The sequence below is a fragment of the Pseudomonas sp. Con_6 genome (assembly GCF_059379395.1).
The window spans coordinates 5889268-5910397 of sequence record NZ_CM182011.1 but is presented as its reverse complement, the minus strand read 5'-3'; the positions used below and the strand labels follow the sequence as shown (position 1 = coordinate 5910397).

General features: G+C 63.8%; 20 protein-coding genes. 9 read left to right on the top strand and 11 right to left on the bottom strand.

Annotated features, from left to right (window positions below; genetic code table 11):
* Window positions 1-45: 45 nt before the first annotated feature.
* The 4 genes from AC5QPF_RS26660 to AC5QPF_RS26645 form a co-directional block, all read right to left on the bottom strand.
* Complete coding sequence (locus AC5QPF_RS26660; RefSeq protein WP_494960637.1) at window positions 46-1641, bottom strand: ABC transporter substrate-binding protein; 1596 nt, start codon at window positions 1639-1641, stop codon at window positions 46-48.
* 60 nt (window positions 1642-1701) lie between these two features.
* A complete protein-coding gene (locus tag AC5QPF_RS26655; protein ID WP_494960636.1) occupies window positions 1702-3078 on the bottom strand; it encodes an OprD family outer membrane porin in 1377 nt (458 codons plus the stop codon).
* A 77-nt stretch (window positions 3079-3155) separates the two neighbouring features.
* Window positions 3156-4751 carry an ABC transporter substrate-binding protein gene (locus AC5QPF_RS26650; RefSeq protein WP_494960635.1) on the bottom strand — a complete coding sequence of 532 codons (1596 nt, stop codon included), beginning with the start codon at window positions 4749-4751 and terminating at the stop codon, window positions 3156-3158.
* A 250-nt stretch (window positions 4752-5001) separates the two neighbouring features.
* The gene (locus tag AC5QPF_RS26645; RefSeq protein WP_494960634.1) at window positions 5002-6627 is read right to left on the bottom strand and encodes an ABC transporter substrate-binding protein; all 1626 of its coding nucleotides are present in this window, start codon (window positions 6625-6627) and stop codon (window positions 5002-5004) included.
* On the opposite strand from AC5QPF_RS26645, the gene AC5QPF_RS26640 reads away from it, so the two are divergent.
* Window positions 6608-6937, top strand: coding sequence for a hypothetical protein (locus AC5QPF_RS26640; protein ID WP_494960633.1), 330 nt, complete (start codon window positions 6608-6610; stop codon window positions 6935-6937). The genes AC5QPF_RS26645 and AC5QPF_RS26640 overlap by 20 nt on opposite strands.
* Before the next feature lie 74 nt (window positions 6938-7011).
* Here the strand turns inward: AC5QPF_RS26640 and AC5QPF_RS26635 are convergent, their stop codons facing one another.
* The gene (locus AC5QPF_RS26635; RefSeq protein WP_494960632.1) at window positions 7012-7719 is read right to left on the bottom strand and encodes an SIMPL domain-containing protein; all 708 of its coding nucleotides are present in this window, start codon (window positions 7717-7719) and stop codon (window positions 7012-7014) included.
* Window positions 7720-7920: 201 nt separating this feature from the next.
* On the opposite strand from AC5QPF_RS26635, the gene AC5QPF_RS26630 reads away from it, so the two are divergent.
* The 4 genes from AC5QPF_RS26630 (at window position 7921) to AC5QPF_RS26615 (ending at window position 12295) form a co-directional block, all read left to right on the top strand.
* On the top strand, window positions 7921-9183 hold the full coding sequence (locus AC5QPF_RS26630; RefSeq protein WP_494960631.1) for an ATP-binding protein: 1263 nt from the start codon (window positions 7921-7923) through the stop codon (window positions 9181-9183).
* Window positions 9183-9743: a response regulator transcription factor gene (locus AC5QPF_RS26625; RefSeq protein ID WP_458978906.1), complete on the top strand. Its 561-nt coding sequence runs from the start codon at window positions 9183-9185 to the stop codon at window positions 9741-9743. Before AC5QPF_RS26630 ends, AC5QPF_RS26625 begins: the two co-directional genes overlap by 1 nt.
* Before the next feature lie 203 nt (window positions 9744-9946).
* Complete coding sequence (locus AC5QPF_RS26620; protein ID WP_494960630.1) at window positions 9947-10888, top strand: AEC family transporter; 942 nt, start codon at window positions 9947-9949, stop codon at window positions 10886-10888.
* Window positions 10889-10939: 51 nt separating this feature from the next.
* Complete coding sequence (locus tag AC5QPF_RS26615) at window positions 10940-12295, top strand: amino acid permease (RefSeq protein ID WP_494960629.1); 1356 nt, start codon at window positions 10940-10942, stop codon at window positions 12293-12295.
* Between the two features lie 25 nt (window positions 12296-12320).
* Here AC5QPF_RS26615 and AC5QPF_RS26610 read toward each other — a convergent pair whose 3' ends face one another.
* The 6 genes from AC5QPF_RS26610 to gatC form a co-directional block, all read right to left on the bottom strand.
* On the bottom strand, window positions 12321-12698 hold the full coding sequence (locus AC5QPF_RS26610; protein WP_330074885.1) for a carboxymuconolactone decarboxylase family protein: 378 nt from the start codon (window positions 12696-12698) through the stop codon (window positions 12321-12323).
* A 10-nt stretch (window positions 12699-12708) separates the two neighbouring features.
* A complete protein-coding gene (locus tag AC5QPF_RS26605) occupies window positions 12709-13785 on the bottom strand; it encodes a calcium/sodium antiporter (RefSeq protein ID WP_494964257.1) in 1077 nt (358 codons plus the stop codon).
* 30 nt (window positions 13786-13815) lie between these two features.
* Window positions 13816-14187 (bottom strand): septal ring lytic transglycosylase RlpA family protein, encoded by a 372-nt coding sequence (locus AC5QPF_RS26600; protein ID WP_494960628.1) that lies wholly within the window; start codon window positions 14185-14187, stop codon window positions 13816-13818.
* Between the two features lie 108 nt (window positions 14188-14295).
* The gene (gene gatB / locus AC5QPF_RS26595; RefSeq protein ID WP_494960627.1) at window positions 14296-15741 is read right to left on the bottom strand and encodes an Asp-tRNA(Asn)/Glu-tRNA(Gln) amidotransferase subunit GatB; all 1446 of its coding nucleotides are present in this window, start codon (window positions 15739-15741) and stop codon (window positions 14296-14298) included.
* Between the two features lie 11 nt (window positions 15742-15752).
* Window positions 15753-17204: an Asp-tRNA(Asn)/Glu-tRNA(Gln) amidotransferase subunit GatA gene (gatA, locus tag AC5QPF_RS26590; RefSeq protein WP_494960626.1), complete on the bottom strand. Its 1452-nt coding sequence runs from the start codon at window positions 17202-17204 to the stop codon at window positions 15753-15755.
* A gap of 16 nt (window positions 17205-17220) precedes the next feature.
* A complete protein-coding gene (gene gatC, locus AC5QPF_RS26585; protein ID WP_330074881.1) occupies window positions 17221-17508 on the bottom strand; it encodes an Asp-tRNA(Asn)/Glu-tRNA(Gln) amidotransferase subunit GatC in 288 nt (95 codons plus the stop codon).
* Window positions 17509-17706: 198 nt separating this feature from the next.
* On the opposite strand from gatC, the gene mreB reads away from it, so the two are divergent.
* From mreB to AC5QPF_RS26565, 4 genes are all read left to right on the top strand, one after another.
* On the top strand, window positions 17707-18744 hold the full coding sequence (gene mreB / locus AC5QPF_RS26580) for a rod shape-determining protein MreB (RefSeq protein ID WP_008371426.1): 1038 nt from the start codon (window positions 17707-17709) through the stop codon (window positions 18742-18744).
* Between the two features lie 195 nt (window positions 18745-18939).
* Window positions 18940-19971 carry a rod shape-determining protein MreC gene (mreC, locus tag AC5QPF_RS26575; RefSeq protein ID WP_494964256.1) on the top strand — a complete coding sequence of 344 codons (1032 nt, stop codon included), beginning with the start codon at window positions 18940-18942 and terminating at the stop codon, window positions 19969-19971.
* On the top strand, window positions 19971-20459 hold the full coding sequence (mreD, locus tag AC5QPF_RS26570) for a rod shape-determining protein MreD (protein ID WP_494960625.1): 489 nt from the start codon (window positions 19971-19973) through the stop codon (window positions 20457-20459). Before mreC ends, mreD begins: the two co-directional genes overlap by 1 nt.
* A gap of 37 nt (window positions 20460-20496) precedes the next feature.
* Window positions 20497-21096 (top strand): Maf family nucleotide pyrophosphatase, encoded by a 600-nt coding sequence (locus AC5QPF_RS26565; RefSeq protein ID WP_494960624.1) that lies wholly within the window; start codon window positions 20497-20499, stop codon window positions 21094-21096.
* Window positions 21097-21130 lie beyond the last annotated feature (34 nt).

Sequence of the window (21130 nt, the reverse complement as noted above, 5' to 3'; positions counted from 1 at the left end):
GGCGTGCCCGCTTGTGCCCTGGTGGGGTGAGCGGGCGTTCTTGTTCTACTTCACCGCGGTAGTGGCGAAGTTGTTATTGGTCAAAGGGCTGATGATGTAGCCCTCGACGTTCCGACGCATGGCCGTGAACATCTTCGGATGGGCCATGGTTATCCATGGCCGGTCCGCATCGTACACGGCCAGGGCCTCGTTATAGAGCGCGTCCCGTTGTTTCGGGTCGATCACCTGGCGGGCCTGGGTGATCAGCGCATCGAATTTCGTATTGCACCATCGAGCATAGTTCTCGCCATTCTTCACCGCCTCGCAGCTGAGCAGCGGGGTCAGGAAGTTGTCCGGGTCACCGTTGTCGCCGGCCCATCCAGTGGACACCAGGTCGTGCTCGCCGTTCTTCGCCCGGCGTAGCATCTCTGCCCATTCCATGACGCGGATATCCAGCTTCAGGCCGATCTGCTTGAGGTCGGCTTGGAGCATCTCGGCGCTTAGGCGTGGATTGGGGTTGGTCATGCCGCCGCCGTTGCGGGTGAACAGGGTCAGCGTGGCGCCCTCCGGCACGCCGGCTTCCTTGAGCAGGGCGCGGGCCTTGTCGAGGTCGCGGGGCGGGTTCCGGTTGTCGTGGTTGTATCCCATCATCGTCGGCGGATAGGGGTTCACCGCGAGCAGTGCGTTGTCTTTGCCGAACAGTTGGTCGACGTGGCTCTGGCGGTCGAAGGCGATGTCGATGGCCTTGCGTACGCGCACGTCCTTGAGCAGCGGATGCTCGGTGTTCATGGCCACATAGCCGATGATCAGCGCCTCCAGTTCGACCACCTTGAGCATCGGGTCCTGCTTGATCGACGGCACGTCGTCAGGCTTGGGATAGAGCGCGACCTGGCATTCGTTGGCGCGCAGCTTCTGCAGGCGCACATTGTTGTCGGTGGTGATCGCGAAGACCAGGCTTTCGCTCGGCGGTGCACCGCGGAAGTAGTCCGGGTTGGCCTTGTAGCGGACCTGGGCGTCCTTGATATAGCGCTGGAGGATGAACGGACCGGTGCCCACCGGCTTGCTGTTGAGGTCGCCGGTGCGTCCGGCGGCGAGCAACTGGTCGCCGTACTCGGCGGAGTAGATCGAGGTGAAGGCCATGGCCAGATCGCGCAGGAACGGTGCCTGCGGCTGGGTCAGGGTGAAGACCACGGTGTGGTCGCCGGTCTTCTCCACGCGCTTGAGCAGTGTGCGGAAACCCATGCCCTCGAAGTACGGGAAGCCGATGCTGGTCTTGTCATGCCAGGGATGCTTGGGGTCGAGCTGGCGCTGGAAGCTCCACAGCACGTCGTCGGCGTTGAATTCGCGGGTGGGGGTGAACCAGGGCGTGGTGTGAAACTTCACGCCCTGGCGCAGGTGGAAGGTGTAGGTGAGGCCGTCGTCGCTGATCTCCCAGCGCTCGGCCAGGGAAGGCTGAATCTCGGTGGTGCCGGGCTTGAAGTCTACCAGGCGGTTGAAAATGGTTTCTGCGGCGGCGTCTGCGGTCACCGCAGTAGTGTATTGCGCCATGTCGAAGCCTTCCGGGCTGGCTTCGGTGCATACCACCAGCGGCCGGGCCCAGAGACTTGCCGAGGCGGTGAGCAGCAGCGTTGCTGCGACGGCGTGCAACCTGAGGTTTTTCATCGGGATGTCCTTTGTCGGTGCCTGGCCGGGCGGCGATCAGGATCGCCACCCGGCACCTGCTCAGAGAATGTTGAACGGCACGGTGGTCACGATGCGGAACTCGTCGACGTTGCCGTCGATCTGTGCCCGGCTGGCGCGGTGTGCGGTGTAGTAGGCACGGATGCTGGTGTCGGCCAGCGCCCCGCTTTGCACCACGTAGCTGGCGCCGAGGGACCATTCCCGGTGATGTTCACCGTCGAGGTTGCGTACATCGTAGCCGTTGCCCTTGTAGCGGGTACCGTCGATGCCCCAACCACGGGCGGTATAGGCGTTCAGGCGCAGGCCCGGCACGCCGTAGCCGGCCAGGTCGATGGCGTAGCCGAACTGCAGCGACTGCTCGTTGGGCCCGTTGTAGTCGGAGAACAGCGAGTTGGCGAGGAAGATCGCGTTGGTGTCGTGCACGTAGTCGAAGTACTCGTCGCCACTGACTTTCTGGTAGGCCAGGGTCAGGCTGTGGGCCTGGTGCGCCAGGGTGAACGAGAGGCTGAAGGTGTCGTTGTCGATCGGTCCAAGCTTCGCAGCGCCGGTATCGCGGGTGCGGTAGTAGTTCAGGCCGGTGGTCAGGCCCAGTACGCCGCGGTCTCCCAGTTCATGGGAAGCGCCGAAGTAGTACTGGTTCCAGATGTCCTCGACATGGCCGAGGTACAGGCTGGTGGTCAGGCTGCGCAGCGGCTGGTAGTTGAGGCCGGCGAGGCTGACCCGATCAGCGTTCGCGCCGATGGCGGAGTACTCCGTGGTGAAGCGGCTGCGGCCCTGCTCGGTGCGGGTCGAGACACGGCTGAAGCTGCCGAGGTCGAAGGACAGGTTGTCGAACTCGGCACTGTGCAGGCTGACGCCGTCGAAGCTGGATGGCAGGGCGCGGTTGCCGATGTAGGCGAACACCGGGGTGTTGATCGACTGCCGCCCGGCGGTGAGGGTGGTGTTGGACACCCGCGCCTGCAGGTTGGCCAGGCCGAGCTTGCTCCACTGGCCGATGACGTCGCCGTCGCTGTGGGTCAGGGTGCGGTTGTTCGGCCCGGCGACTGCGGCGCGCCCACGCTCCAGGGCGATGGCATTGTAGCCGGCGACCTGGGTGGCGAAGCCGATCGTGCCCTGGGTGAACCCCGAGCTGTAGTCGAGGATGGTGCCCTGCACCCAGTTGTCCCGGCTGTGGCTGTCGTGGCGGCTGCCGTCGCTCTTGTAGTAGCGGAACAGCGGGCCCTTGGTGGCCCGTTCCCGGGCGTACCAGTTGCGGGTCGAGCCGGACAGACGCTGGTCTTCGATGAAGCCGTTGGCCTCGGCCTGGGCGCTGTTTTCCTTGAGGCTCAAGGGCAGGTAGCTCTGGTCGACGGACTTGGCCTGGGCCAGGCCACCGAGGCTGGCAAGGGACAGGGTGATTACGGTAGTGATGCGTTTCAAGGCGGTGTTTCCTTTCTTGTTCTTGTCGGGGGACCGCCGGATCTCGTGAGCCGGGCGGTCGTGGTCGCGGCGCGGGTTCAATCGATGCCGACGTCGCGGAACGTGGTCTTGCCGAAGGGGCTCACCCGGTAGTCCTGCACCCGCGTGCTCACGGGCTGGCTGACGGTGGAGTGGGCGATCGGGGTGATCGGCACGTTCTGCTTGATGTAGTGCTGGGCCTGGCGATACAGCTCGCTGCGTTGCTCGCGGTCGCTGGTGCCCTTGGCCTTTTTCATCAGGGCGTCGTATTCCGGGTCGCACCACATGGAGTGGTTGTGGCTGCCGATGGCGTCGCAGCTGTACAGGGTGCCAAGCCAGTTGTCGGGATCGCCGTTGTCGCCGGTCCAGCCGATCAGCAGCGTATCGTGCTCGCCGTTCTTGGCGCGCTTGAGGTACTCACCCCATTCGTAGCTGACGATGTTGACCTTGAGCCCGAGCTTGCCCCAGTCGTCCTGAAGCATCTGCGCCATCAGGCGTGCGTCGGGGTTGTAGGGGCGTTGCACGGGCATGGCCCAGAGGGTGATTTCGGTGCCTTCCTTGACCCCGGCATCGCGCAGCATTTGCCGGGCTTTTTCCAGGTCGCGGGGGGCGTCGGCGACGCTCTCGTCGTAGGACCACTGGGTCGGCGGCATGGTGTTCACCGCCACCTGGCCGGCGCCCTGGAACACGGTCTTGATGATCGCCTCTTTGTTGACCGCCATGTCCAGGGCCTGGCGCACTTCCAGCTGGTCGAACGGTTTGTGCCGGGTGTTGTAGGCGATGTAGCCGAGGTTGTAGGCGGGTTTCTCGATCAGGTTGATGGTCTCGTCGCGACGCAGCGCTTCGAGATCGGCGGGACGCGGGTGGATGCTCACCTGGCATTCGCCTTTGCGCAGTTTCTGCACGCGCACGGATGGATCGACGTTGATGGAGTAGATCAGGTTGTCCAGCTTGACCTGGTCCGGGGCCCAGTATTCGGTGTTGCCGCGATAGCGGATCTGGGTGTCCTTCTGGTAGCGGGTGAACACGAAGGGACCGGTGCCGATGGGTTTGTGGGTGATGTCCGACGGGGTGCCGCGGGCCAGCAGGTGTTCGGCGTACTCGGCGGAGAGCACCGAGGCGAAGCTCATGGCAAGGTTCTGCAGCAGGGTTGCGTCGGGGTGGTTGAGGGTGAAGGTCACGGTCATGGGACCGGTCTTCTCCACCTTGGCGATGGTCCTGTCCATGCCCATGGCGTTGAAGTACGGGAACACCGTGCCATAGGCCAGGCGGAAGGGGTGGGTCGGGTCGAGCATGCGGTTGAAGGTGAAGACTACGTCGTCGGCGTCGAACTCGCGGCTCGGGGTGAAACCGGGGTTGCTGTGGAACTTCACACCCGGGCGCAGGTTGAACGTGTACACCAGGCCATCCTCGGAAATGCTCCAGTCGGTGGCCAACGATGGTTCCACCACCGTGGCCCCGCGTTCGAACTCCACCAGCCGGTTGTACAGCGGTTCGGATACGTCGTTGTCGGTGCCGCTCTGATACTGCGCGGTGTCAAAGCCGGAAGGGCTGCCCTCCGAGCAGAACACCAGGTTGCCCTTGGCCAGGCCGAGGGGCGAATGGACCAGCAGGCCCGCCCCGAGCAAGGCGGCGAAGAGAGACGTCATACGCATGGGAATTCCCTGTCTTGTCGTCGTTGTTTGGAAGTTTCCGCGGCACATGAGGAATCCTCGCTCACGCGTCGCGGCGCCCTTCCCAAGGTAAGTGGGGGAAGGGCGTCCGACGAGGTACACAAGGTGCAAATTGGGGTAGGAGGTTTCTGAGTGAATTGTGGAAATTTCAGCAGTGAGCTGATGACTGATCCACAGGTCGCCTCATGGCGTCCCGTACGGTCCCGGTGCGTGACCGGGACCGCGCCTGCGGTCACGGCTTCAGGCTGACGCCATTGAAGTCGTTGAGGGCGAACGGACTGATCTTGAAGTCATCGACGTTCTTGCGCATGGGTTGGTAGACCGTGGAGTGGGCGATCGGGGTGATCGGCACCTGGTCCTTGAGGATGTGCTGGGCCTGCTTGTACAGCTCGGTGCGCTTGGCCTGGTCGGGGATGCGCTTGGCGTCCTTGACCAGCTTGTCGTAGTCGGTGTTGCACCAGTGGGAGAAGTTGTTGCCGTTGACCGCGTCGCAGCCGTACAGGGTGCCGAGCCAGTTGTCCGGGTCACCGTTGTCGCCGCTCCAGCCGATCAGCATGGCGCCGTTCTCGCCGTCCTTGGCGCGCTTGATGTACTCGCCCCATTCGTAGCTGACGATGCGTGCCTTGATGCCGATCTTGGCCCAGTCCGACTGGATCATCTCGGCCATCAGCTTGGCGTTGGGGTTGTACGGGCGCTGCACCGGCATGGCCCACAGGGTGATCTCGGTGCCTTCCTTGATCCCGGCTTCCTTGAGCAGGGCTTTGGCTTTCTCCGGATCGTAGGCGGTGCCCTTGATGGTTTCGTCGTAGGACCACTGGGTCGGCGGCATGGCATTGACCGCCATCTGCCCGGCGCCCTGGTACACCGAATCGATGATCTGCTGCTTGTTCACCGCCATGTCCAGGGCCTGGCGGACCTTGAGCTGGGCCATGGGGTTGGGCTCGTTGCTGCCCTTGATCTTGTCCATCACGTTGTAGGCGATGTAGCCGAGGTTGAAGCCGGCCTGGGATGGCATCTGCAGGTTCGGGTCGGCCTTGAGCGCCTCGAGGTCGGCCGGACGCGGGAACAGGGTGACCTGGCACTCGTTCTTCTTCAGCTTCTGCATGCGCACCGAGGCGTCGGTGGTGATGGCGAAGATCAGGTTGTCGATCTTCACCTCGCCCGGCTGCCAATAGTCCTTGTTGCCCTTGAAGCGGATCTGCGCGTCCTTCTGATACTTGCTGAACACGAACGGACCGGTGCCGATGGGCTTCTGGTTGATGTCCGCGGCCTTGCCCTGCTTGAGCAACTGGTCGGCGTATTCGGCGGACTGGATCGAGGCGAAGCTCATCGCGATGTTCTGGATGAAGGCGGCGTCGACTTCGGCGAGGGAGAAACGGACGGTGTGGTCGTCGATCTTCTCGACCTTCTTGATGTTCGCGTCCATGCCCATGTCGGTGAAGTACGGGAACTCGGTGGGGTACGCCTTGCGGAACGGCAGCTCCTTGTCGAGCATGCGGTTGAAGGTGAACAGGACGTCGTCGGCATTGAACGGACGGGTCGGCTTGAAGTAGTCGGTAGTGTGGAATTTCACGCCTTCACGCAGGTGGAAGGTGTAGGTCAGGCCATCGTCCGAGACGTCCCAGCGGGTGGCCAGGCCAGGGATGACCTTGGTGCCGCCGCGCTCGAACTGGGCGAGGCGGTTGAAGACGGTTTCGGACGAGGCGTCGAAGTCGGTTCCGGTGGTGTACTGGGCGGGATCGAAGCCGGCGGGGCTGCCTTCGGAGCAATACACCAGGTTGGAAGCTGCCTGTGCGGCGGGGGTGGCGGCGAGCAGACCTGCGCCGACGAGGAACGGAATGACTGCGGTTTTCAGCATGGTGGCCTCATTGTTGTCATTTTTGATTGAGGGCGGCCTCGTGAGCCGACCCGAGGATACTTATGCAGGCGCTGTACCGGTTGCAACAGGTCGAAGCGTGGAAACTGTGAAATGGTGGTACGGTCGTACAGGAATGTCGCATTCTTGTAATTTTCAGATATTTAAACGTTTGCGCGAGGAATTTTCCCCGAAGTTTGTGGGTAAAAAGCTGTGCGGGGTAGGAGTTTTCCGGTGCCTGCATCGCATGAAGGATAGCGGGCGGGGGGGAGTGCGCCAGGTGCGCTGGATCAAGATCCGGGAGGGTGGGTGACCGCTTTGCGGTCCTCCATGAGCAAGCTCGTTCCGACAGTGAGAAGGGGCCTGCGAGGCAGGCCCCAAGTTTGGTTACATCTGCACTTCAATGGTGCCATCGGCATTGACGCTGACCTCGGTGGTCCCCGCCTCGACCTGCGGCGCCGCCGCGCCCTCGGCATCCATGCTGGCTTTCATCATCATCGGTGCCCGTGCATAGGGGTGTGGATAGCCACTGCTGTTGAGGTTCAGGCTGACCACCTTGTAGCCCTTGCCACCCAGTGCCTCGGTAGTGATCTGCGCGCGCGCCTTGAAGGCATCGATGGCGTCCTTGATCAGTGCATCTTCGCTGGCCTTGCGGGTGGCCGGGGCGATGGCGAAGTCCATGCCGCCCATCTTCAGCTGTTGCAGCAGCTCGCCGGTGAGCTTGGACAGGGCCGGGAAGTCGCCGCTCTCCAGGCGCAGCTCGGCGCGCTCGCGCCAGCCGGTGATCTTCTGACCCTTGTCGTCATAGATCGGATAGGCGTTGCGGCTGCCCTGGCTGATCTTCACGTCTTTGATCTGGCGCGCCTGCTCCAGAGCCTTGTTCAGGGTCGTGGTGATCTCGGCGGCCAGCTTGGCCGGGTCGCTGTTCTGCGCTTCGCTGTACAGGGTCACGACCATCAGGTCGCGCGCGACTTCCTTGCTCGCTTCGGCGCGCAGGGAAACCTGGTTGTAGCGCGGCTCGTCCGCCAGAACGGGAAGGCTGACCAGGACACTGGCAGCCAGCAGGGCTTTGGCGCTACGGCGTGGGGTATGCATGTGCGACTCCTTGAAAAATGGGCGTGGCCGATACGATCCTGTGCCACGCAGACCCTATCCGACCTTGAAAGTAGCACTAAGGTTCCACTTAGCCATCATTTAACCCGTTGCGGTGTGGCGAGTTGCCGCATCGCTGCAGCCCTGGGAGCCGCTTGGCGTATACTCGCCGGGGTTTACCTGGAGCCCTCATCAGGAGCGCTCATGCTTGCCCCGGTCACTATGCAAATGCTGTCTGCTACCCGTCAAAACCTCTGGCGCCTGACGTTCATCCGCACCTTGGTACTGGCCGCCCAGGCCGGCTCGGTCGGCGTCGCCTACTGGACCGATCTGCTGCCACTGCCCTGGCTGGCGTTGAGCGTCACCCTCGGTTTCTCCATGGTCCTGTGCCTGGTCACCGCCTTGCGCCTGCGTGCCTCGCTGCCGGTCACCGAGCTGGAGTACGCGGTGCAACTGGCCTGTGACCTGCTGATCCACAGTGCCTTGCTGTATTTCTCCGGCGGTTCGACCAACCCCTTCGTTTCCTATTATCTGGTGCCGCTGGCGATCGCCGCAGTGACCTTGCCCTGGATCTATTCGCTGATCCTTTCCGGCATCGCACTGGTGGCCTACACCTTGTTGCTGGTGCAGTTCTATCCTCTGGATACCTTCCCCATGGCCCGGGAAAAGATGCAGATCTACGGCATGTGGCTGAGCTTCGCCCTGGCCGCGGCGGTGATCACTTTCTTCGCTGCGAAGATGGCCGAGGAACTGCGCCGCCAGGAACAATTGCAGGCCCAGCGCCGCGAGGAAGGCCTGCGCGACCAGCAACTGCTGGCCGTGGCCACCCAGGCCGCCGGCGCCGCCCACGAACTGGGCACGCCGCTGGCGACCATGAGCGTACTGATCAACGAGATGCGCCAGGATCATACCGACCCGCTGCTGCAGGACGACCTGGCGGTGCTCCAGGAACAGGTCAAGCAGTGCAAGCACACCCTGCAGCAACTGGTGCGCGCCGCCGAGGCCAACCGGCGCATGGTGGTGGAACAGCAGCCGGTGACCTTCTGGCTCGACGAGTCGCTGAACCGCTGGCACCTGATGCGCCCGGAAGCCAGCTACCGCTTTCAGCGCCTCGGGCAGGGCCTGATCCCGCACCTGGCGCCGCCGCCGGACCTGACCCAGGCCCTGCTCAATCTGCTGAACAACGCTGCCGACGCCTGCCCCGAGGGCCTGGAAGTGCACCTGGACTGGGATGCTTCTGACATCGTCATCAGCATCCGCGACCATGGCCCCGGCGTGCCGGTGGCCATCGCCGAACAGATCGGCAAACCTTTCTTTACCACCAAGGGCAAGGGCTTCGGCCTTGGCCTGTTCCTGAGCAAGGCCAGCGTTACCCGTGCTGGTGGCTCGGTAAAACTCTATAGTCACGAAGAAGGCGGTACGCTTACCGAGCTGCGCTTGCCCCGTGACGCACGAGGAGACGTGTGATGACTGATGAAATCCAGGTTGAAGGCGAAGAACTGCCGCACCTGCTGCTGGTCGACGACGACGCGACCTTTACCCGGGTGATGGCACGCGCCATGAGCCGCCGCGGTTTCCGCGTCAGCACCGCGAGTTCGGCGGAGGAGGGCCTGGTCCTGGCTCAGCAGGACGTGCCGGACTACGCCACGCTGGACCTGAAGATGGAAGGCGACTCGGGCCTGGTGCTGCTACCCAAGCTGCTGGAGCTGGACCCGGAGATGAAGGTGGTGATCCTCACCGGCTACTCCAGCATCGCCACGGCGGTGGAGGCGATCAAGCGCGGCGCCTGCAACTACCTGTGCAAGCCGGCGGATGCCGATGACGTGCTGGCGGCGCTGGCCTCCGAGCATGCCGACCTGGATACCCTGGTGCCGGAAAACCCGATGTCGGTGGACCGTTTGCAGTGGGAGCACATCCAGCGCGTGCTGACCGAGCATGAAGGCAATATCTCCGCTACGGCCCGGGCCCTGGGCATGCACCGGCGGACGTTGCAGCGCAAGCTGCAGAAGCGGCCTGTTCGTCGCTGAATCCTTCATTGCCTTGAGGGCCCTATCGCTGGCAAGTCAGCTCCCACAGGGATCGCATGCACAGCGGACCCTGTGTGGCTTGCCTGCGATAGGGCCCTCAAGATCGGCGAAATTACTGCATTTCATCCACAAACCCCCATCCCTGAGCCTTGCACTGGCGTATCATTAGCCACCTAACGACAGGCCCACGGAAATCCTCCCGCATGCTCGCCCTCTTTATCCAGACCCTGAACATCACCGCACCGGTCTTCGCGATGCTGTTCATGGGCGTGCTGCTGCGCCGCATCGACGCGATCAACGACAACTTCATCCAGACCGCCTCGTCGCTGGTGTTCAACGTCTGCATGCCGGCGCTGCTGTTCCTCGGCATCTACCACGCCGACCTCGATGCTGCGGTAAAACCCGGCCTGCTGCTGTACTTCATCGCCGCCACCTTCGGCAGTTTCGCCTTGGCCTGGCTGATTGCCATCTGGCGCTGCCCCCGGGAAGATCGCGGCATCTACACCCAGGGCGCGTTCCGTGGCAACAACGGGGTGGTGGGGCTGGCGCTGGCGGCCAGCATGTACGGCGACTACGGCATTTCCCTCGGGGCGATCCTCGCCGGGCTGGTGATCCTGCTCTACAACTCGCTGTCGTCGGTGATCCTCGCGGTGTACAGCCCGACGGTGAAGTCCGATCCGTGGAGCATCTGCAAGAGCATCCTGCGCAACCCGCTGATCATCAGCGTGCTGCTGGCGACCCCGATGGCCTATGCCAAGGTGGGCTTGCCCAACTGGCTGCTGACCTCCGCCGACTACGTCGCGCAGATGACCCTGCCGCTGGCGCTGATCTGCATTGGCGGCACGCTGTCGCTGGCGTCGTTGCGCGCCAGCGGGCGAATGGCTCTGAGCGCGAGCCTGGTGAAGATGGTCTGGTTGCCCCTGGTATTTACCTTCGGCGGCTGGCTATGCGGTTTTCGCGGTGCGGAACTGGGCATCCTGTTCCTTTATATTGGCAGCCCCACGGCGGCGGCCAGTTATGTCATGGCCCGTGCGGCCAATGGCAATCACGAGTTGGCGGCGTCGATCATTGTCATCACCACATTGGCGGCGGCTCTGACAACCAACATCGGAATCTTCCTCTTGCAGTGGGGAGGATGGATCTAGATGCTGCGGAAAAATAATACGAACACTGCGTCTCACGTCTGAGGACATTTCATGCAAGACCAGATCACGCCCGAGCGTTTGCATCGCGGCCTGAAAAATCGCCATATCCAGCTGATTGCCCTGGGCGGGGCCATCGGCACCGGCCTGTTCCTGGGTATCGCCCAGACCATCCAGATGGCCGGACCGTCGGTACTGCTGGGTTACGCCATCGCCGGCCTGATCGCCTTCTTCATCATGCGCCAGCTCGGCGAAATGGTGGTGGAAGAGCCGGTTTCCGGGACCTTCAGCCACTTCGCCCACAGCTACTGGGGGCCGTTCGCCGGTTTCATGTCGGGCTGGAACTACTGGGTGCTGTACGTGCTGGTGGGCATGGCCGAACTGACCGCCGTGGGCATCTACGTGCAGTACTGGTGGCCGGAGTTCCCGACCTGGGCCACGGCGGCGATCTTCTTCGTCATCATCAACCTGATGAACGTCAGCCAGGTGAAGGTCTACGGCGAGATGGAGTTCTGGTTCGCCCTGATCAAGGTCGCAGCGATCCTCGGCATGATCGGCTTTGGCGGTTACCTGCTGATCAGCGGCACCGGTGGTCCTGATGCCAGCGTCGCCAACCTGTGGCAGCACGGTGGCTTCTTCCCCAACGGCGTCACCGGCCTGATGATGGCCATGGCGGTGATCATGTTCTCCTTCGGCGGACTGGAGCTGGTGGGCATCACCGCTGCGGAAGCCGATAACCCGCGCCACAGCATCCCGCGCGCGACCAATCAGGTGATCTACCGCATCCTGCTGTTCTACGTGGGCGCCCTGGCCGTGCTGCTGGCCCTGTACCCGTGGCAGAAAGTGGTCGATGGCGGCAGCCCGTTCGTGATGATCTTCCATGACCTGGACAGCAACGTCGTCGCCACGGTGCTCAACCTGGTGGTACTGACCGCCGCGCTCTCGGTGTACAACAGCTGCGTGTACTGCAACAGCCGCATGCTGTTCGGCCTGGCAACCCAGGGCGATGCGCCGAAGTCGCTGCTCAAGGTCAACGCCAAGGGCGTGCCGCTGGCAGCGCTGGGCATTTCCGCGCTGGCCACCGGTTTGTGCGTGCTTATCAACTACTTCATGCCCCGCGAGGCCTTCGGCCTGCTGATGGCGCTGGTGGTGTCGTCGCTGGTGATCAACTGGGGGATCATCAGCATCACCCACCTGAAGTTCCGCAAGGCCAAGGCTGCGCAGGGGCATGAGACCTTCTACAAGAGCCTGGGCTACCCGCTGACCAACTACCTGTGCCTGGCCTTCCTGGCCTTTATCCTGGTGATCATGTGGCAGACCGAAGGCATCAGCATCTCCGTGGAGCTGATCCCGGTGTGGCTGGCGGTGCTGTTCGTGGTGTTCAAGCTGACCAAGGGTCGTCGCGCCTGACGACCCCGTTCCGGGAAGTGTTCGATCAGCCCTGTTGCCAGGCGTCGATCACTTCCTGGGCCGCGCGGAACGCATCGATCGCCGCCGGTACGCCCGCATAGACTGCGCAATGCAGCAGGGCTTCGCGAATCTCTTCCACCGTACAGCCATTGTTCAGGGCTCCACGCACGTGGCCCTTGAGTTCCTGCGGGCACTTGAGCGCGGTCAGGGCGGCGAGGGTGATCAGGCTGCGGGTCTTCAGCGGCAGGCCTTCGCGGCTCCAGACGCTGCCCCAGGCGTGCTCGTTGACGAACTCCTGCAGCGGAGCGGTGAACTCGGTGGCGTTGCCCAGCGCGCGGTCGACGAACACATCGCCCATGACCTGGCGGCGAACCTGTTCGCCGGTTTTCTTCGTATCGCCCATCTTGTTTTCCTTAGTGTTGACGACGCCAGGCTCTCAAGGTCGTGTAGCCAAGCAACAGCCCGAGAACCGGCAGGACATAGAACAACATCAGTTGCTCCAGGCGGTTAGCCAGGGGCATGCCGGTGGTGAAGGCCACCACGTGCAGGCCATAGGCTAGATACAGGCAGAGGAAGACCAGCCCTTCGGCGCGGGTCACCCGGTAGCCGGAGTAGAACACCGGCAGAGTCAGTACCGCGACGCCGAGCATGACCGGCAGGTCGAAATCCAGGGCATTGGGCGAGATGGACAGCGGTTCCGGGGCCAGCACTGCAGTCAGGCCGAGCACGGCCAACAGGTTGAACAGATTGCTGCCGATCACGTTGCCCACGGCGATCTCCCGCTCGCCGCGGATGGCGGCGATCAGAGAGGTGGCGAGTTCTGGCAAGGACGTGCAGACGGCGACCACCGTCAGGCCGATGACCCGCTCGGACAGGCCCAGGTCCGTCGCCACCTCCACCGCAGCCTCCAGCAGCAGGTGTCCGGCCAGGCTGAGCAGGCCCAGGCCGAGGGCCATCAGCAGCAGGCTGCCGAACCAGAAGCCGACGCCGCGATCGACTCGCGGGTTTGGCGCCGGGTAGGTGCGGGCGTAGTGCCGTGATTGGTGCCAGAGCATCGCCAGGTAGGCCATCAGGCCGGCGAGGAGCAGGGCGCCTTCCCAGCGGCCAAGCACTTCGTTGAGGGCCAGCAGGTACACCGCCAGGCTGGCGCCGATCATCAGCGGGATATCCAGGCGTACGAGCTGGCGCGAGACCCGCAAGGGGATGATCAGCGCGGCCAGGCCGAGGATCACCAGGATGTTGAAGATATTGCTGCCGATCACGCTGCCCACCGCCACGTCGGGGGCGCCGGTGTAGGCGGCCTGCAGGCTGACGGTCAGCTGCGGCGCGCTGCTGCCGAAGGCCACCAGGCTGAGGCCGATGATCAGTGGGCGCACGTGCAGGCTGGCGGCGATGCGCAGGGCGGAGCGCACCAGCAGCTCGGCACCGAGAATCAGGAGGATCAGGCCGCTGCACAGTTGCAGGAGGCTGAAGGTGGGTAAGGCGGCCAGGTCGAAAATGGTCGTGCTCCGTAAACGGGGTCAGTCGCTCAGGCTTTGTACCCGGACTCGCGCCGTTCCGCTACGGAGCATATCCAGGCTTAGTGCCGCGGCGCGTGACAGGTCGATCAGGCGGCCGCGGGTATGCGGGCCGCGATCATTGATGCGTACCACGACACTGCGGTCATTTTTCAGGTTGGTGACCAAGACCCGGGTGCCGAACGGCAGGCTGCGGTGAGCGGCGGTCAGGCCGTGCTGGTCGAAGGCTTCGCCACTGGCGGTGCGTTTACCGTGATGGCGCGAGCCGTAATAGGAGGCGGTACCGGTTTCATCGTAGCCGCGTGGGTCGATGTCGTGGCTGGCACAGCCGGCGAGGAGAGTGAACAGCGCGAGGGCGCTTAAAGGACGCCACATTTATGTCTGATGCTCCGTGGTGGGGCTATCGCTGGCAAGCCAGCTCCCACAGGTACGGTGTACGCCGACCCTGTGGGAGCTGGCTAGCCAGCGATGGAGGCAACGCGGTTACCCTTCGAGCTTGCTCTTGAGCAGTTGGTTCACCTGTTGCGGGTTCGCCTTGCCCTTCGACGCTTTCATTGCCTGGCCGACGAAGAAGCCGAACATCTTGCCGCGCTTGGCCTCATCGGCGGCGCGGTATTGCTCGACCTGCTCGGCGTTGGCCGCGAGCATCTCGTCCAGCACCTTCTCGATCGCACCGCTGTCGGTGACCTGCTTCAGGCCGCGGCTCTCGATGATCTGGTCGGCATCACCTTCACCCGCCGCCATCGCTTCGAACACGGTCTTGGCGATCTTGCCGCTGATGGTGTTGTCGCGAATACGCAGCAACATGCCACCCAGTTGCTCGGCAGTGACCGGCGCCTGGTCGATCTCGACACCCAGCTTGTTCAGCAGGCTGCCCAGTTCCACCATGACCCAGTTGGCCGCCAGCTTGGCGTCGCCGCCGATGGCCGCGACCTTTTCGAAGTACTCCGCCTGCTCGCGGCTGGAGGCCAGCACATTGGCGTCGTAGGCCGACAGGCCGTACTGGCTCTGGAAGCGCTCGACCTTCTGTGGCGGCAGCTCCGGCAGGGTAGTGCGCAGGTCCGCCAGGTAGGCCGACTCGATCACCACCGGCAGCAGGTCCGGATCGGGGAAGTAACGGTAGTCGTTGGCTTCCTCCTTGCTGCGCATGGAGCGGGTCTCGTCCTTGTTCGGGTCGTACAGGCGGGTTTCCTGGATGACCTTGCCGCCGTCCTCGATCAGCTCGATCTGGCGCTGCACTTCGCTGTTGATCGCGCGTTCGATAAAGCGGAACGAGTTGACGTTCTTGATCTCGCAGCGGGTGCCGAACTCGACCTGGCCCTTCGGCCGGATCGACACGTTGCAGTCGCAGCGCAGCGAGCCTTCGGCCATGTTGCCGTCGCAGATGCCCAGGTAGCGCACCAGCGCGTGGATTGCCTTGACGTAGGCCACGGCTTCCTTGGCGCTGCGCATTTCCGGCTCGGAAACGATTTCCAGCAGCGGGGTGCCGGCGCGGTTCAGGTCGATGCCGGTGGAACCGCTGAAGTCTTCGTGCAGGCTCTTGCCGGCGTCTTCTTCCAGGTGCGCACGGGTGATGCCGATGCGCTTGACGGTGCCATCTTCAAGAGCGATGTCCAGGTGGCCCTTGCCGACGATCGGCAATTCCATCTGGCTGATCTGGTAGCCCTTGGGCAAGTCCGGGTAGAAGTAGTTCTTGCGCGCGAACACGTTGTGCTGGCCGATCTCGGCGTCGATCGCCAGGCCGAACATGCAGGCCATGCGCACCGCTTCCTGGTTCAGCACCGGCAGTACGCCGGGCATGCCCAGGTCGATCAGGCTGGCCTGGGTGTTCGGCTCGGAGCCGAAGGTGGTGGCGCTGCCGGAGAAAATCTTCGACTGGGTGGCGAGCTGGGTATGGATCTCCAGCCCGATGACAACTTCCCATTGCATGTGTCTGTCCCTCAGAAGCCGTTAGGTGCGCGGGTGTGCCAGTCAGTGACCTGCTGGTACTGGTGCGCGACGTTGAGCAGGCGGCCTTCCTGGAAATACGGGGCCAGCAGTTGCACGCCGACCGGCAGGCCGTCGACGAAACCGGCCGGCATCGACAGGCCCGGCAGGCCGGCGAGGTTGGCGGTGATGGTGTAGACGTCTTCCAGGTAAGCGGCGACCGGGTCGGCGTTCTTCTCGCCGATCTTCCAGGCCAGGTTTGGCGTGGTCGGGCCGAGGATCACGTCGACGCCTTCGAAGGCGGCCATGAAGTCGTTCTTGATCAGGCGGCGGATCTTCTGCGCCTTCAGGTAGTAGGCGTCGTAGTAGCCGGCCGACAGGGCGTAGGTGCCGACCATGATGCGGCGCTGCACTTCACTGCCGAAGCCTTCGCCACGGGAGCGCTTGTACAGGTCGGTGAGGTCTTTCGGGTTGTCGCAGCGGTAGCCGAAGCGCACGCCGTCGAAACGCGACAGGTTCGAGGAGGCCTCGGCCGGGGCGATCACGTAATACGCCGGGATGGCGTGCTGGACGTTCGGCAGGCTGATTTCCTTGATCACCGCGCCGAGCTTTTCCAGTTCCTTGACGCTGGCCTGGATCAGATCGGCGATACGCGGGTCGAGGCCGGCGCCGAAGTACTCCTTCGGCAGGCCGATGCGCAGGCCCTGCAGCGAGGTGTTCAAGCTGGCGCTGAAGTCCGGCACCGGTTCGTCGATGCTGGTGGAGTCCTTTGGATCGAAGCCGGCCATGCTTTGCAGGAGCAGGGCGCAGTCCTCGGCGGTGCGTGCCAGCGGGCCGCCCTGGTCGAGGCTGGAGGCGTAGGCGATCATGCCCCAGCGCGAAACACGACCGTACGTCGGTTTCAGGCCGGTCAGGCTGGTCAGTGCGGCAGGTTGGCGGATCGAGCCGCCGGTGTCGGTGCCGGTGGCGGCCGGCAGCAGGCGCGCGGCCACGGCTGCGGCGGAACCACCGGACGAACCGCCCGGCACGTGCTCAAGGCTCCATGGATTCTTCACCGCGCCGTAGTGGCTGGATTCGTTGCCCGAACCCATGGCGAACTCGTCCATGTTGGTCTTGCCCAGGGTCACGGTGCCGGCTTGCGCCAGCTTGCTGACCACGGTGGCGTCATAGGGCGCGACGAACGAGTCGAGCATCTTCGAGGCGCAACTGGTGCGTACGCCCTGGGTGCAGAACAGGTCCTTGTGGGCGATCGGCGCGCCGAGCAGGGCGCCGGTTTCGCCAGCGGCACGGCGGGCATCGGCGGCCTTGGCCTGGCTGATGGCCAGGTCGTCGGTGACGCTGATGAAGCTGTTGAGCTGCGGGTCGAGCTGGTGGATGCGCGCCAGCAGGGCACGGGTCAGCTCTTCGGAGGAAAACGATTTGTCGGCGAGTCCGCGGGCGATCTCGGCCAGGGTAAGTTGATGCATGGCAGGCGCTATTCCCTTACTCGATGACTTTTGGAACCAGGTACAGGCCGCTGTCCGTCGCCGGGGCGATGGCCTGGTAGCTGTCGCGATGGTTGCTTTCTGTTACAACGTCGGCGCGCAGGCGCTGACTGGCTTCCAGTGGGTGGGCCAGAGGCTCGATGCCGGTGGTGTCGACGGCCTGCATCTGGTCGACCAGTCCCAGAATACTGTTCAGGGCATCGGTAGTGCGTGGCAGATCAGCCTCGTCCAGGCCCAGGCGGGCCAGGTGAGCGATCTTTTCCACGTCGCAGCGTTCAAGCGCCATGGGGATCTCCTGGGGAAATAAAACGGAATTGTCCGCGCAGAGGAACATGCCGGTGTACACGCGGTCATAAGGCCCGATCGTGTGCTGGCCTGCTCGGAAAAACCGCCAATTTAACATATTGGCGCCTTGCCCAAAATCCCCGCCATTGTTAGAGTTTGCCGCACTTTTTTACCCACGCGTTGCCAGGGTCCCTTTCCCATGTTCAAGAAACTGCGTGGCATGTTTTCCAGCGATCTCTCCATCGACCTGGGCACTGCCAACACCCTTATTTACGTGCGTGAGCGCGGTATCGTCCTGAATGAGCCCTCTGTCGTGGCCATTCGTACCCACGGCAACCAGAAAAGTGTCGTAGCGGTCGGTACCGAAGCCAAGCGCATGCTCGGTCGTACCCCGGGCAACATCGCTGCCATTCGTCCGATGAAGGACGGCGTGATCGCCGACTTCAGCGTCTGCGAAAAGATGCTGCAGTACTTCATCAACAAGGTTCACGAGAACAGCTTCCTGCAGCCAAGCCCGCGCGTGCTGATCTGCGTACCGTGCAAATCGACCCAGGTCGAGCGCCGTGCCATCCGTGAATCGGCCCTGGGCGCCGGTGCCCGTGAAGTGTTCCTGATCGAAGAGCCAATGGCCGCCGCTATCGGTGCCGGCCTGCCGGTCGAGGAAGCCCGTGGTTCGATGGTCGTCGACATTGGTGGTGGTACCACCGAAATCGCACTGATCTCCCTGAACGGCGTGGTTTACGCCGAATCCGTCCGGGTTGGCGGCGACCGCTTCGACGAAGCCATCGTCACCTACGTGCGCCGCAACTACGGCAGCCTGATTGGCGAATCCACCGCCGAGCGCATCAAGCAGGAAATCGGTACCGCCTACCCGGGCGGCGAAGTGCGCGAAGTCGACGTCCGCGGCCGTAACCTGGCCGAAGGCGTGCCACGTGCCTTCACCCTGAACTCCAACGAAGTTCTCGAAGCCCTGCAGGAATCCCTGGCGACCATCGTCCAGGCGGTCAAGAGCGCCCTGGAGCAATCGCCTCCGGAACTGGCCTCGGACATCGCCGAGCGTGGCCTGGTGCTGACCGGTGGTGGTGCCCTGCTGCGCGACCTCGACAAGCTGCTGGCCCAGGAAACCGGCCTGCCGGTGATCGTTGCCGAGGACCCGCTGACCTGCGTCGCCCGTGGTGGCGGTCGCGCCCTGGAAATGATGGACAAACACACCATGGATCTGCTCTCCAGCGAGTGATTTCGCCGGATTGCCTCCCCGTCGCCCGGTTTTCGGCTAGCCTGCGCAGTGCTGTCCGAACCCGGGCTGACGTCCCTGTGGACGTCCATTCCCCCCATCCGCAAGCCAGGCCGGTGCGTTGCCGTATGAATGACCTGCTGAACCGTCGACCACGAGGAGCGGCCCATTAAACCGCTTTTCGCCAAAGGCCCGTCGCTGGGCGTGCGCCTGCTCGTGCTGGTCGTGCTGTCGATCGCCCTGATGGTGGTCGATGCCCGCTTTACCGTGCTTCAGCCCGTGCGCAGCCAGATGTCCCAGGTGCTGATGCAGTCCTACACGATCACCGACCTGCCGCTGCGTTTGTGGCAGGGCGTGGCCAGCCAGTTCGGCAGCCGCACCGAACTGATCGCCGAGAACGAGAAACTCAAGACCGAAGCCCTGCTCCTGCAAGGTCGCTTGCAGAAGCTGGCGGCGCTGACCGAGCAGAACGTACGCCTGCGCGAGTTGCTCAACTCCTCGGCGCTGGTCAACGAGAAGGTCGAGGTCGCCGAGCTGATCGGCATGGACCCGAACCCCTTCACCCACCGTATCCTCATCAACAAGGGCGAGCGCGACGGCGTGGTCCTTGGACAGCCGGTGCTCGACGCTCGCGGCCTGATGGGCCAGGTGGTCGAGCTGATGCCGTACACCTCGCGGGTGTTGCTGCTCACCGACACCACCCATAGCATCCCGGTGCAGGTCAACCGCAACGGCCTGCGCGCCATTGCCAGCGGTACCGGCAATCCGGAGCGCCTGGAACTGCGTCATGTCGCCGATACTGCCGACATCAAGGAAGGCGATCTTCTGGTCAGCTCTGGTCTTGGCCAGCGTTTCCCCGCCGGCTATCCGGTGGCGACGGTGAAGGAAGTGATTCACGACTCCGGCCAGCCGTTCGCCATCGTTCGCGCAGTGCCGACAGCGGCGCTGAACCGTAGCCGCTACCTGCTGCTGGTGTTCTCCGACAGCCGTACCCCGGAAGAGCGCGCCAGCGACGCGGTCAAGGCGCAGGAAGCGGACCATCCGGTGTCCCCGGCCCAGGTCGACCCTGCCCATCCTGCCCCGGCGAACACTCCGGCGCCCGCTACTCCCGCAGCCACCACCCCGGCCGCGCCACACGCCCCGGCAGCCACGCCCGTACCTGCGCCAGCCCCCGCTGCCGCTGCGGCGAACCGTGGAACGGCAACGACCCCTTCCCGGGAGAGACACTGATGGTCAGTACCCATGGCAAGAATGGCTGGGTGGTCTGGTTGACCTTCCTCATCGGCCTGCTCCTGAGCGTGTGGCCGATGCCGCCGTTCATGGATATCTTCCGTCCCCTGTGGCTGGCCCTGCTGCTGGCCTTCTGGACGCTCAACCTGTCGCACAAGATCGGCATGACTACCGCGTTTCTGCTCGGCCTGTGCGAAGACGTGCTCTACGGTACCCTTCTGGGGCAGAACGCCCTGGTGCTGACCTTGATCACTTTCCTCGTGCTCAGCCTGCAACAACGCCTGCGAATGTTCCCGATGTGGCAGCAGAGCCTGACTATCCTCGTGGTCTTCGGGGTCGCGCAATTGGTGCAGCTGTGGCTCAGCGCGCTGACCGGCAATCGCCAGCCGACCCTGGCGCTGATCTGGCCTGCGGTCACCAGCGCCTTGCTCTGGCCCTGGATCAGCTTCGGTTTGCGCGGATTGCGCAGTCGCCTGAGCATCTACTGAACCATCCGCGTTTCGACGCTGACAGGGAGACGTCAACATGACCCCGCTGTACCTGGCCTCCGGTTCGCCGCGCCGTCGTGAGCTGCTGACGCAGATCGGCATTCCCTTCACCGTTGTCAGTGCATCCATTGACGAAACCCCACGGCCCGGCGAACAGGCTGGCGCCTACGTCGAGCGCCTGGCCCGGGGCAAGGCCGCCGCCGGGTTGGCCCTGCTCACCGCTAGCGGCACCCGCGAACCTCTGGCCGTGCTCGGTGCCGACACCGCTGTCGTGCTCGACGGCCACATCCTCGGCAAGCCGGTCGATCGCGACGACGCCCTGGCCATGCTGGGCGCCCTCTCCGGACGCGAGCACGAAGTGCTGACCGCTGTCGCCGTCACTGATGGCCAGCACACGGAAAGCCTGTGCATCACCAGCCGCGTCGCCTTCAATCCCATCAGTGAATCCCGCGCACAGGCCTACTGGGCAAGTGGCGAGCCGCAAGACAAGGCTGGCGCCTATGCCATCCAGGGCCTAGGCGCTGTGTTTGTGCAGGGGTTGCAGGGCAGCTACTCCGGTGTGGTCGGCCTGCCGGTCGCCGAGACGGCCGAACTGCTGGCGCGCTTTGGTATTCCCTGCTGGCAAGGTATTGCGTGAGGATGCACTGACCGCCGTTTATTGCTCGCCAGCC